Source organism: Nostoc sp. MS1, assembly GCF_019976755.1.
Lineage (GTDB): Bacteria > Cyanobacteriota > Cyanobacteriia > Cyanobacteriales > Nostocaceae > Trichormus.
The window spans coordinates 2,547,544-2,560,818 of the sequence record NZ_AP023441.1 but is presented as its reverse complement, the minus strand read 5'-3'; the positions used below and the strand labels follow the sequence as shown (position 1 = coordinate 2,560,818).

Here is a 13,275-nt window from a genome sequence, read left to right as displayed (position 1 = left end):
TGCTCCCTGTATATCTCTAGTGAGTTACTTAAATTCCACCCATAAACCGACCCGGACTTAAAATATTTTTATTATCAAACTGTTCTTTAATGCGACGCATCAACGGTAAAGCATTACCAGCATATCCCCATACATCTATTTGTTGCTTAACTGGTACAGGCGCTTGCAGAACTGTTAAAAAACCGTTGTGAGATGATAAAAGCGATCGCATTTGCAAAACTTGATTTTTATCCTCAACTTGTAATACACCCAACCCACTACCAATATGAATCAAACCAATTTGTACTTGATGCAAAATCTCTACAGCCGCACTAGGTAATACTCCTATTTTGCAAGTAATTGTAGATTCTGTAGTAGGAGGATGTATTTGTTGTTGCAATCTCTGCCATAGATGACTTTCATCTGCACCAGAAAATACTACCCCAGCTAAACCTAACTTCTGCCCTACTTCTAACAAACGGTTCGATTGTTCCTTCACACTCTCACTAATACTTTGAAAACGGGCAATTAACCCTACTCCCTTACCCAATTCTAGACTAGATACCAATCCAGTAGAGATTAAATCAGCTTGGGTAGGTGTTAATGCCGAACCTCGCAAAGTTGTAGCCGCTTGCGATACATCCTCTACTGCACCAGTCAATACTACTGTCCCTGATGCTTCTTGAACAGGATACACACGAAAAGTTACTTGGCTAATAATTCCTAATGTACCGTATGCGCCTGTAAATAACTTCATCAAGTCATAACCAGCCACATTTTTAACTACCCGTCCTCCAGCTTTGGCAATTTGACCATCAGCACGGACAAAAGTAATACCTAAAAGTTGGTCGCGCACACTACCATAACGTTGACGTAGGGAATTAGTATCAGCAGTAGCGACAATACCCCCAATGGTTGCTTCTGGTGTAGAGGGGTCAAGGGCGAGAAATTGTCTTGCTTGTGCCAAAATATTCTGGAGATGGGAAAACTTCATCCCAACTTCAACGGTAATAGTCAAATCACCAACAGCATGTTCAATTAATTGGTTGATGCGTTCCGTACTGACGACCACATCAATATCTTTAGTTAAACCACCCCAACTAAGTTTACTCCCGCTACCACAGGGTAAAACACGCCAGTTATTTTGGTGTACTGCGGCGATAACTGCGGCTAGTTGTGCTTGAGTTTGGGGATAAACGATACAACTGGGGAGGTTTCCCGATATAGCTTGACTAAGTTTGAGATTTTCTTTTGGGGAAACGGTATTTTCTTCACCAACGATAGATGCAATAGTAGCAGCGATGGCAGTCATCAGTTTATGTTGAGTTCCTACATCCCATTCTCTGTGATGATGACACAAAATCGACAACCTTAACCTAACTGTTCTAATAGCTGATGTACTGTTAGTACAGGTATGGGTGAACCGATAAAGCCCTGTTGATCACGAGTAGCAATCCCATCTAATCTTAAAGCTACTGCACAAGCAATTTGTACTGCATCTTCAAAATCTTCCAAGCCAGATGCAAAAGCAGTTTCTAGTACATTTTGATTAACTGGGCAAATCATCATGACAGCTAATGTAGTCGATATAGCTTGTCTGGCTAGTTCAAGGTTACGTGTTTGTCTACGTGCAATGTAAAAAATATCAGTCAATGTTGTAGCGCTAACATATCCGATAACTTGACCCGAATCGATTTTGTTAAATAAAGCTTCAGTGTCCTCAAAGAAAGGTTTCCGCTCTAATAAATAATCTAAAACAATATTGGTATCAATCAACACTCTCACTAAAGGTATTTCTCCACCCTACGTTCGTCTAGCATGATTTCCACTTCTGCATCAGTTGGTACTGGCTGGTCTGTTTTCAATAAACCTTTCATCTGCTTGAGTATATGCGATCGCTCAGAAGGTGGAGTTCGAGGAGCTTGTAATGATTCTATAATATCGCTGATAAGTTCCAAGCGCTCATTTATAGACAATTGACGGGCTTGTTGTTTCAGTTGTTGAAGCGACATAAAAATTGACTCCACCAAATGCTGGTTTTTAAATTTTAAAAGAAGTCAGAAGTATTTACCAATCCCAGATTAAATACTCATTAAACAATGAATGTATAATAATTACTCTGGGTCAACCACTGCCCCCATAAACAAGATATTCTTGCTTTGATGATCCCGAATTGCATAGAAGAAAGGACGATTAACAACCATTTGAAATGGTGGTTGGGGCTGTCTTAAAGATGTAGCTACTATCCCTACAGAGGTTGCTGCACTAGCTTCTGTACCTTCTTCATTTACCTCAATCACAGTTTTATGTTTAACTTGGCTAATAGCTAATTTGTCTCCCATCCCGGAAAAATTGGCTTTATTAGTAAAAGCTTCTCCCATGCCTAAAGCTTTCAGCGTATCATTAAGAGAAATATCGTAATCTGATTGAAAACGTGGCAAAGTTATAGACCCATCTCGCTGACTAAACTCAGACAGCCATTTGTTCCAGTTCTCAGGAGTTAAGTTTTGGTAGAAAGCTTTTAAGTTAGAGTTTTGTTTAGGTAAGAATATATATAAACTGACATTTCTTTTTTGACCGTAAGGTAAACTTATAGCCTGAAATTGTGGAGTTTCAAAATATCTATATTCACCCTTTTGGGACATCATTGGGTGTTGTTTTTGTTGACCAGATCCAGTGTAAAAAGTCTGAGGCTTAGTCTGAGCTTTATCAAACTTTTGGCTCCATTGCCCCTTAAAATATATGGCATTAATTAAAAATAACGCCTGATTTGGCTCAATTGTGTCAACAATATTGTTAATTTTCCCTTTAGTATTCTCTTTAACCCAATTGTTAATCGTTTTTGTAGCGTTAGGGTTTTGAAAGTCTAAATTTGACACCTGAGCTTGATAAAAATCGCGGTTCCTCTGCAAGAAATCAGGACGCAAGCTAATATTTTTATTTACCCACAAAGAGTTAGCAATAGTTAGCTGGACATTTTCTTCGGGGTTTTGTAGCAGCTTGTTTAATTCAGCATTAGCAGAATTGAGTTCTGGTAGAGTAATACCCTGTAACTCTAAGGTTTTAGCCATTGCTTTCTGCGTAGAGCCGCTAGCGCCATTGTAGGTCATGGCTAGGGCGATCGCTACACTCGTCGGTGAAACAGAAATATTTTTAGCGTTATTTTCCTCTTTCACCACCTCTGAGAACAGTTTGAATGCAAACTTATTATTAGCATCTACAACTTTAGTATTAGGCACTACTGTTTTTTTTTGCAATGAAGACTCTGGTTGAGGTAGTCCAGACTGTGCTAACGCGCTTGTCTTCGTATCAACTTGCGAACAACCTAATACGCTAAACAAAACGACACTAGCGGCGGCTAAAACATAACGTCTTCCCAAACTAACACCGTAGCGTCTTTGTAAGAAACTGTCTTTCACACCACTGAACTTTTGCCGATTCATTTTACTACCTCGCACGCCAAAGTTTTTAACTATCTATCAAACCTGAGATTATTCATGTTGTCTTGATTATTTACTATTGCATTAACAAAACCTGAACAATCGACGGTTACAATTTTGGTAACAGTAATCTTATTAAAAGAAGTAAATATAACTATTGCCAAATTTTTATAAATATGGCAATGCAGATTTAGTTTATTATCGTTAACTTTGACTGTTGATTTTTAGCTTAAATATCTGTATTCTAAACTACTAAATAATAATTTTAGCAGGATTCTAATAGTAATTAGTAAATAAGAAGGGTGGGGATAACCCACCCTAATATTGTCTATCACCTCTTGACAAAATCTTAATTAGTAGGAACTGTCCACCAAGCTAAAGCATAGGGCTGAGTTGCGTCGTTGACCTGTTTCTGGTACTGCACACGGATTTTGTAATTACCAGTAGCAGGCACAGGGCAGAAAATATGCTCTACACTATCAACTTCACTAATTGAAGAACAAACAACGCCGGGATCTGTACTTTTAGCATCAGCGTTTACTAAATAAAGGTCGAGGTTATTTAAACCGCGATCGCGGAAATTTTCACCCACATCAAATTGTTGATTTTTATTAGTATCATTTAATTCTACTAATCGATTCCAACTTAAAGTAATAGCGACAAAACTACCTTGTTTTAACGATTTTGCTAACGTATAATCAACAGATTTGCCTACATCTACTTGTCGATAATCCCAACCAATTGCCGGAATTGGTGCTGTTGGTTGCCATTGACCCGCACTAAATTGCTGATAGGCACGAAACGCATTCAAATGACCTGTTCCCATTTGCGCATCTAAGGGAATTTTCGGGTTTTTATAGGCATCAGAACTCAACCAGTCTTGATTTTGTTTATCAATAAGTGTCCGAGTCATGCCCAGCATTAAGCCATTACCATTATCTTGTACTTTATCTGCCGAATTGAGTAATACAGCTTTCGTCACTTGCTGACGGCGGCTATCAATGCTCCAGTGTGGTTGTTTTGTCCGTAGTTGTCTATCACCAAACTCTTGTAATAAAGCAACAGTAGCTGTCACATGAGGCGCAGCAAAGCTTGTACCTGTTACCTTGTTTACTTTGCCATCGGGATTGAGCATGGCAATATTACTCCCAGGCGCTACTATACTCACAGCGCGGCGACCATCAATATTAAATTCCCTACCCGCCAAGCGACCACTTACACCCTGATTCACCCCAGCTAGATTAGAAACGTCTACTTTATTAAAAATCCCTCCTCGTCGGGATGAAAAAGCCACGTTAACTGCGTTAAAATTATCTGTAGGGATAGGTATACCCCCTTTACCCTGATTGCCAGCGATCGCATACAAAACATTGTGAACGCGACTCGACCAATCAACACATAAAGTTAGTAAAGCATTCCCATCTAGAACAGCCTCCGGTCGAGGGTCACGGTTGAGGGGTTCACCAAAACTAAAGTTAATTGCCCGGACATCACCACCATTTTGTAAAGCTATGTGCTGCGCGGACAAACACTCCTCTGGTTGACCCATATTTTTTGTAGAACCCACCGCCGACGAATATAACCTTGCTTCCGGCGCAACCCCAGGTAAAGCTTTGTCCCTACTCACCATCACACCGGCAACATTATAAGCGTGGGGGTCAACACCATTATTAGACTTAGCTGGGCCATTGCGTAAAAAGACAGCCGCCAGTGATACAGCGCGATTTTTTGACACCGCCTTATCCCAACCAAACATCCCAGGACGACCGATTTCCACCTGACCGATAGCAATTTTACGACCGAGTAAATTATAAGGAGGTTGATGTAACCTCAAAGCATCAATACCATTAGTTCCTATAGAACTTGATAAAGGTATAGCCAACACAGGTACACTCAAACAAGAAGCACTAAATCCGCAAATTATCCAAATTAGTTTTTTCATAGTCATTAGTCATTAGTCATCAGTCATTAGTCCATAGTCAATAGTCCACAGTCAAAAGGTAGGAGGTAGTAAGAGGTTAAAGGCTTCTTCCTTTCTCCCTTCCCCCTCTCCCTCATCTCACTCATCTCCCACTCCCTACTCCCCACTCCCTTGTTTCTAAAATTCTCAATATTTTGTTACAAGATTTTGTTACAATGCTTACAGACGAGGACGCTAAAAAAGCCACTAGCCATGACCCAAAACCGATCTGAAAAACCCATAGTAATTGCTCCATCTATCCTATCAGCCGATTTTAGCCGTTTAGGCGAGGAGATTCGCGCCGTAGACGCGGCTGGAGCCGATTGGATTCATGTTGATGTAATGGACGGTCGTTTTGTACCTAATATAACGATAGGGCCTCTGGTAGTGGAGGCGATTCGTCCGGTTACAACTAAGCCTCTGGATGTCCACTTGATGATTGTGGAACCAGAAAAGTATGTAGAAGGCTTTGCTAAAGCAGGAGCTGATATTATTTCTGTTCACGCGGAACATAATGCTTCTCCTCACTTACACCGCACTCTGGGACAAATCAAAGAGTTAGGTAAAAAAGCTGGAGTAGTTCTCAATCCCGGCACTCCTTTAGAACTGATTGAATATGTACTAGAATTAGCTGACCTAGTACTAATTATGAGTGTTAACCCAGGTTTTGGTGGTCAAAGCTTTATTCCTGGTGTATTGCCGAAAATTCGTAAGCTACGTCAAATGTGTGATGAGCGCGGTTTAGACCCCTGGATTGAAGTAGATGGCGGACTCAAAGCTAATAATACTTGGCAAGTTCTAGAAGCAGGTGCTAATGCAGTTGTGGCTGGTTCTGCGGTATTTAATGCTAAGGATTATGCTGAGGCTATTACAAATATTCGCAACAGCAAGCGTCCTACACCAGAATTGGCTAAGGTTTAAGCAATTAGTTAGTAAATAATTAAAAGGCGATCACAAATTGCGATCGCCTTTTTTACTGCTTTATCTCATTTCTTAATGCGAAATCATAAAGACTTACAGATTCAGTAACACCACGATAGTCAGTTTTGCTTCGTAGTAAATATTTTTGTTTTAACCTTGCCAAAACTTCATTAGCTCGGCTATATTCCATTTTTCCCATATTCTTTCTAGTGCCTAATTCTTGAACAAGGAATAATTGTGTATAACCATTATTGATTTCATTTTGAATACCCTGTTCTATATCTGATATTAAGGTAGGTTTTTTCCACACTTCGGCATAACTTTGCGGACTAAATATTTCAGGATTATTCCAGCGACCAACGCCATAAAATTTGACTGGTTTATGCGCGAAATAGTAACCAAATGTTGGACTTAAATAGTCAGGATTAATCAAGTAAAAGCTTTTTTCTTGTGATTCTTTACGTACATCAGCCGCTATCGCTCTTATTCCCGATTTATCTCTCTCCTGTAAAGATAAAGCTTATTTGATATTGGGGAAAATAATAAAAGTAACTAGTAAAACAACAGCTACTTGCTTACTAAAACGATACAATTGAGCAGTTCGGTAGTTATTTATGCTTTGGAAAAGATTAACTACACTGTGAGTATAGACTACCCAAGCTAGAGGAGCAAAAGGAAACACATAGCGTCCGCTATAGGAAAGGGCTGCTAGCAGCATAACTGTTAGTAAAACACTCAAATATAATATCAATGTATATGTTTTGATTGTTGTGTTTTTTAGAGCAGTCAATTGTTGACTACGAGAAAATAACTGACGTGCTTGATATGCAAAAGAGAATATAACAATAATTCCTACTAAATACTTTTGCAACTTCGTTACGGGTAGGGTATATAAAAAAATGTCATACAACAACTTAGGTCGAGTAAACCAAACTTTTTTAGTTAACCAAGGAAGACCAGTTGACAAATGTATCAAGAAAATTTTCAACCAGGGTGTAAATAGCAAAAAGATAATTACACCCGCTATAACAAATCTTATTGGGCGAATATTGGCAACCCCACTCCACCATAAATACACAGTAACAATCGCCAGACTAGCAAGCAAAATTAAACTCGTATACTGCACATATAGCATTATGTCAGCACAAATTACCAAGCCTATTAAGTACCATATCTGCTTGTCACTATTAATTGCTTTGCAGTATAAAATTAAGATTAAACAGCATAATAAAGCTGCTAAAGTATAAGGTCGAGCCTCTTGAGAGTAATAAATAGCATTTGGTTCAAAAGTAGTGACAGCAGCAGCAATAAGTCCAATTTTAGGTGAACTAATTAAAGAACCTAGTGTGTATGTAGCAGGTATTAGCAATATGCCAAAAATGAATACAGGTAACTTAAAAATGACATCATCTGCTCCAAACCACTGTATCCACTTGTGCATAATGAGGTAAAAACCAGGTGGATTTAGTTCGCTATAAATAACAGTGTTAATTACTTCATGTAGGTTTGTTGGCAGTGCATTAAAATAGGTTGATCCTTCATCCCGCCATACACCTAATTTAAGGCTTGGTAAACGCAATAGTACACCAATAACTATCAAACTGCCGAGTAGAAGGTACTGCTTTTTGATATTTCTAGTCTTAACATGTGTTTGCAAATTTTCTTTTAGTTGCATTGCTTGTGTATTCACAATTCCTAATTACATTAGTAGTTCTTGCTATGGTTTAAAGGCAAGCACATATTTTATCTATAATAGTTAGTATAGATAAAATTATATTTTCTGTTTGAAAAAATAATTTCCTTACAAAAACTTTATATTAAACTAATATCGTAAGTTATTTTTTAGTACTTTTTATAACTATAAACTATAAACTATAAATAACTTACTTAGATTAAAGTGGAATTGATTATATAAAAAATTTAGATAAAATAGCAACCTTTGCAAGATAGATTAGCTCATAAAAATTACAGCCAGAAATTTTTGAGTTTGTTTTCTATTAGCTGCCATACACAAATACTTTTCTGTTAAACATTAATAAAAAAAGGTGGATAATACCCACCTTTTTATTTTTATTTAGTTGATGACCTTATACCTATTTGCGACCACCTAACCATTTAGCGGCTGCAACTCCGATAATACCTGCAACTACAGGATTGCTGAGGAATTTGATAATTCCTGGTTGTTCTGCTAGGACTTCGCGGAAGATGTCGGGGTGATTATGATAGGCGAAGGATGCAAGTTTACTTACATCGTCAGCATTCATCCGACCAGCATGGTGGGTGGTAAGACCTAGTTGTTGTTCTAGGTGGCGTTCATCTAATCCCCGTTCTTTGAAGTGTTTGAAAAAGGCACGGGCGACATCATCGCGTTCATTGGGTTTGATTTGGGCGATCGCTTTTTGCAATTCAGGTTCCATTTGGCTGCTAGGAATCTGTTCTGGATGCAAAGAACGACCGAATAATTGACGACGCTGATCTGTAGTTGTCCGTTGTGCGAAATCGTCAAAAGTTTCGTACTCAGCCGCAGGTTCGCCTGTTGGGGCATCTAAAGATTCGACATTACCTTCTGCCAAATCTCTCATGACTTGCCGTCTGTATTCTTCGCTACTACTCACTATTTTTCTCCTTATTAATGCCAATTCAGTAATCAGTATTTAGGTGTACTGAATTTGGTTAGACTGAACATCGTATTTAGCTGTCAAAATCAGTTTTTTGTCGGGGCCGTACACGAGAACAGTTAAATCCTGATTAGGAAAATTCTTGCGGAAACCTTGCGCTAAAGACTTTGCTAAAGGTTTTACTTCGTTGGGGCGTACTTGGCGCGAAATTACAATTCCTAATTTGTTGTTATCGCGGACGTAAGCATCTTGAACCAATCCTTGAGAGGTTTGTACAACCCAATTACCGAAACTTTGTCCAGATGGGGAATTACCTCTTTCTAATTGAGAATAAGCTACATCTCTACCAATGGCTGGTGGTGTGCTGGTGCGATCAAGTTGAGCAACATTTCCGCCACCACTACAAGCGGTAGTGATCATCAACACTAAAACCAAGACAACAGTAGTCAAGATTTTCCGACCCTGCTGAACCAACATCATTGTCTACCTCCTGTAACAATAAATTCCATAACTGCTTTTTTATTAATAAATGGATTGAGTTTTCTTTTTGCTTAATTTAAGTATGTTGAATAAACTTAAGAAATGTAGAGATATGATTGAACACATCTCTACAACAACCTTGCAAATAAACCTCCATCTCCCAAACTAAAACCTTAACTAACAGGTAACTTTTAAATACTCCTCACATTGAGTAGTTACCTGAACTATGACTAAATTAAACTTAGTCAATATTCTTTTTTACTTTGTCCTTAACATCTTCAACGCCATGACGTAATTCGCCTTCGGCTTGTTTGGCTTTACCTTCAGCTTTATCTTCAGGATCACCAGTTACATTTCCTAAAGCCTCTTGAGCTTTACCTTCAATATTTTTAGCAGTGGCTTTTGCTCTATCTTCTAAGCTCATTTTGCTCTCCTAATCTTATATAATTTAATTTCAAAGCTATTAACTAACTTTGAATTTGTTATCACATTTACAAAGTAACTTAAACTTCTTGTTGTAGCCTTCCGCCACAAGAGATATTAACTATCTATATATAAAGAGTGAAAAATCACTGAATATATACGATTGAGGTATATATCTTTAAATTTTGTAATTATTCGGGGATCAAATTTTTAGCAATAAGAAACTTCTCTGCATGATGCTATGAAAACAAAGAGGAGAAAGTTTTGTCTGTAGTAGTAACGAGTACTGATAACTAACAAAAAACGTAAAAACCCAGTTGCATCATGCAACTGGGTTTTACTGTTATATAAATTAATTAAATTATTTTGCGCTCTAATCTATAAAACCCATCAAGCCATCAGAATCATCAATAGTATTTGATGCTACTGGACGATTACCCATAACTGAGTAACTACTAGAAATCGCCAACGCACTGGAAGATATGGGACGCACTCCAGAAAGATTAATGCTATCAACTACATCAATTGTATTAGCACCAATGGGACGTATGCCCATCACATTCATTGTCTCAACTATGTGCAAAGTGCTAACACCAATGGGACGTATTCCCGCAGATGAAATTGTGTGGGCTACTTGCAAGTCACTACCGGCAATGGGACGCACTCCAGAAATTGCTAGTGTTCCCACAATTTCTTTTTGCTCAGATTTGTCAGCCGACAAACCGCCATTCGCTTCGGCTTGCTCTTTATTCAAGCTCTGACTCTGATTATTCTCTACTTCCACTGTTGATTCTCCTTTCAGTTTGGCGCGTCTTTGTCGAGGACTGACCGTTTTGCCGGTACTGCTAATGGTCATAATTAAACACCTCTGGATATTAACTTTACTTTACAATACTTAAGGAAAAAAGAGATTATTTCCTATATAAGTGAGTTTACCCTTAAAGAACCTTGCATATATATAAGTATCTTCAAAACTGACATATAAGTAAACTTAAATCTTAAAATTTTGTGAAAAAAGATTGCTTGATAAAAAGGCAGGCTTAATCAGTGGGCTGTTGACTGCTGACTAAGATTTATCGCTACCATGAGATAGGGTATTTTTAGTACAAATGTATGACAGAATTTTGCCTGCAAGCTCCGTTTAGTCCGACAGGCGACCAACCACACGCGATCGCTCAGTTAACTGCTAGTATTCAAGATGGCAACCGCTACCAAACTTTACTAGGTGCTACGGGAACAGGTAAAACGTTTTCTATCGCCGCAGTTATTGAGAAGGTGGGGAGGCCAACTCTAGTTTTGGCGCATAATAAAACTTTGGCGGCGCAGCTTTGTAATGAATTGCGCGAGTTCTTTCCGAAAAATGCTGTTGAGTATTTTGTCAGTTATTACGACTACTATCAGCCAGAAGCTTATATTCCCGTTACCGATACTTATATTGAGAAAACGGCATCTATAAATGATGAGATAGATATGTTACGACATTCAGCAACGCGATCGCTATTCGAGCGGCGTGATGTGATTGTTGTTGCATCTATTAGCTGTATCTACGGTTTGGGTATCCCCTCAGAATATCTCAAAGCTGCTATCCCTCTACAAATTGGTATGGAAGTAAATCAGCGTGAGATTTTACGAGATTTGGCTTCTGTACAGTACAGCCGAAACGATATAGAAATGGGAAGGGGACGTTTCCGTGTCCGGGGTGATGTGTTAGAAATTGGCCCTGCTTATGAAGACAGAATTATTCGTGTAGAATTTTTTGGTGATGAAATTGACGCAATTCGTTATATTGACCCGGTGACTGGGGAAATTCTCAGCAGTTTAGAAGCAGTAAATATTTACCCTGCACGCCACTTTGTTACCCCAGAAGAACGTTTAGAAATAGCATGTGAAGATATAGCCGCCGAACTCAAACAGCGCAAAGCAGAGTTAGAAGAAGCTGGCAAATTATTAGAAGCGCAACGCATCGACCAACGCACACGCTACGACTTAGAAATGTTGCGAGAAGTTGGTTACTGCAATGGCGTAGAAAACTATTCCCGACATTTAGCAGGAAGGCAAGCCGGAGAACCACCAGAAAGTTTAATTGATTATTTCCCTAAAGATTGGTTGTTAGTAATTGACGAATCTCACGTTACAGTTCCCCAAATTCGCGGGATGTATAACGGCGACCAAGCAAGAAAGAAAGTATTAATTGAGCATGGATTTAGACTTCCTAGTGCAGCCGATAACCGTCCTTTAAAAGCAGAAGAATTTTGGCAGAAAGTTAACCAGTGCGTTTTTGTTTCTGCCACACCTGGAGATTGGGAACTAGAAATTTCTGAAAATCATATAGTTGAGCAAGTAATTCGTCCCACGGGTGTAATTGATCCAGAAATTTCTGTACGTCCCACAGATGGACAAATTGATGATTTATTAGGAGAAATTAGAGATAGAATTGACCTGCATGAAAGGGTATTAATTACCACCTTAACCAAGCGGATGGCAGAGGATTTAACAGAATATCTGCAAGAACATAATGTGAAAGTGCGGTATTTACACTCAGAAATTAATTCCATTCAACGCATTGAAATTTTACAAGATTTACGTCAAGGTAGCTTTGATGTGTTGGTTGGTGTGAACTTATTACGGGAAGGGTTAGATTTACCTGAAGTTTCCTTAGTGGCAATTATGGATGCTGACAAAGAAGGCTTCCTCCGCGCTGAACGTTCTTTAATTCAAACCATTGGGAGAGCAGCACGGCACATTAGAGGGCAAGCAATTTTATATGCTGATAATTTAACAGACAGCATGATTAAAGCCATTGAAGAAACAGACAGAAGACGTAATATTCAGTCGGCATATAATCGCCTACATGGAATTACACCGCAACCGATTGTGAAAAAATCAAGTAATGCCATCTTGTCTTTTTTAGAAGTTTCTCGCAGATTAAATGCGACAGATTTAAAAGTTGTCGAAGAACATATCGATGAATTACCACTAGAAGAGATTCCCAATTTGATTGAGAAATTAGAAGCGCAGATGAAAGAAGCAGCTAAGAAGCTCGAATTTGAGGAGGCGGCAAAATTGCGCGATCGCATCAAGCAATTGCGAGATAAATTAGTGGGAAGATAATTGCTATAGCTTGGGTTAACTGTAGAAAAATCCAAGCTATAGATGATATTTTAATAGCCGAAAAGTAACTAATCACCTCTCTCCATTTCGGGGAGGGGCTTTTTAGATATTGATATTCACGATCATACTTTTCCAACGTCCTCTTAATATCATGTTTGTTTGAACATTGATGACATTTCTGAGGTTTAGTAATAGATAATTTTAAAAGACTATTACCTATTAGCTATGACTATTACCAAGAAAACAAACTCTATTGACAATAATTAAACGAACTTGATACCACAGTTTTTGGTAGTATGAGCAGGGCAGGTATTTTCGAGCATAATTTTAATTATGAGATATT

At 38.5% G+C, this 13,275-nt stretch carries 13 protein-coding genes; 2 read left to right on the top strand and 11 right to left on the bottom strand.

Annotation, left to right across the window (positions count from 1 at the left end):
* Positions 1–28: 28 nt before the first annotated feature.
* The 5 genes from NSMS1_RS11105 to NSMS1_RS11085 all read right to left on the bottom strand — a co-directional run bounded on the left by NSMS1_RS11105 (position 29) and on the right by NSMS1_RS11085 (position 5,367).
* The gene (locus NSMS1_RS11105) at positions 29–1,291 is read right to left on the bottom strand and encodes an FAD-binding oxidoreductase (protein WP_224093176.1); all 1,263 of its coding nucleotides are present in this window, start codon (positions 1,289–1,291) and stop codon (positions 29–31) included.
* Between the two features lie 59 nt (positions 1,292–1,350).
* Entirely contained in the window at positions 1,351–1,764 is a 414-nt protein-coding gene (locus tag NSMS1_RS11100; protein ID WP_224093175.1) for a type II toxin-antitoxin system VapC family toxin, read from the bottom strand.
* Positions 1,764–1,991, bottom strand: coding sequence for a hypothetical protein (locus NSMS1_RS11095; protein ID WP_224093174.1), 228 nt, complete (start codon positions 1,989–1,991; stop codon positions 1,764–1,766). Before NSMS1_RS11095 ends, NSMS1_RS11100 begins: the two co-directional genes overlap by 1 nt.
* A 102-nt stretch (positions 1,992–2,093) precedes the next feature.
* Positions 2,094–3,422: a serpin family protein gene (locus NSMS1_RS11090; protein ID WP_224093173.1), complete on the bottom strand. Its 1,329-nt coding sequence runs from the start codon at positions 3,420–3,422 to the stop codon at positions 2,094–2,096.
* Positions 3,423–3,768: 346 nt separating this feature from the next.
* A complete protein-coding gene (locus NSMS1_RS11085; RefSeq protein WP_224093171.1) occupies positions 3,769–5,367 on the bottom strand; it encodes a S8 family serine peptidase in 1,599 nt (532 codons plus the stop codon).
* A 225-nt stretch (positions 5,368–5,592) separates the two neighbouring features.
* Between NSMS1_RS11085 and rpe the strand changes: the two genes are divergently transcribed.
* Entirely contained in the window at positions 5,593–6,300 is a 708-nt protein-coding gene (rpe, locus tag NSMS1_RS11080; protein ID WP_224093169.1) for a ribulose-phosphate 3-epimerase, read from the top strand.
* Positions 6,301–6,352: 52 nt separating this feature from the next.
* Here the strand turns inward: rpe and NSMS1_RS11075 are convergent, their stop codons facing one another.
* From NSMS1_RS11075 to NSMS1_RS11050, 6 genes are all read right to left on the bottom strand, one after another.
* Positions 6,353–6,733, bottom strand: a complete 381-nt coding sequence (locus NSMS1_RS11075; RefSeq protein WP_224093168.1) for a hypothetical protein — start codon at positions 6,731–6,733, stop codon at positions 6,353–6,355.
* Between the two features lie 87 nt (positions 6,734–6,820).
* Complete coding sequence (locus NSMS1_RS11070) at positions 6,821–7,975, bottom strand: glycosyltransferase family 39 protein (RefSeq protein WP_224093166.1); 1,155 nt, start codon at positions 7,973–7,975, stop codon at positions 6,821–6,823.
* 418 nt (positions 7,976–8,393) lie between these two features.
* Entirely contained in the window at positions 8,394–8,915 is a 522-nt protein-coding gene (locus tag NSMS1_RS11065; RefSeq protein WP_224093164.1) for a hypothetical protein, read from the bottom strand.
* A gap of 39 nt (positions 8,916–8,954) precedes the next feature.
* Positions 8,955–9,398: a hypothetical protein gene (locus NSMS1_RS11060; RefSeq protein WP_224093162.1), complete on the bottom strand. Its 444-nt coding sequence runs from the start codon at positions 9,396–9,398 to the stop codon at positions 8,955–8,957.
* Positions 9,399–9,639: 241 nt separating this feature from the next.
* A complete protein-coding gene (locus tag NSMS1_RS11055) occupies positions 9,640–9,822 on the bottom strand; it encodes a CsbD family protein (protein ID WP_224093160.1) in 183 nt (60 codons plus the stop codon).
* A 372-nt stretch (positions 9,823–10,194) separates the two neighbouring features.
* Positions 10,195–10,677, bottom strand: a complete 483-nt coding sequence (locus NSMS1_RS11050; protein ID WP_224093158.1) for a hypothetical protein — start codon at positions 10,675–10,677, stop codon at positions 10,195–10,197.
* Positions 10,678–10,934: 257 nt separating this feature from the next.
* On the opposite strand from NSMS1_RS11050, the gene uvrB reads away from it, so the two are divergent.
* The gene (gene uvrB, locus NSMS1_RS11045; RefSeq protein ID WP_224093156.1) at positions 10,935–12,932 is read left to right on the top strand and encodes an excinuclease ABC subunit UvrB; all 1,998 of its coding nucleotides are present in this window, start codon (positions 10,935–10,937) and stop codon (positions 12,930–12,932) included.
* The last annotated feature ends 343 nt before the right edge of the window (positions 12,933–13,275 follow it).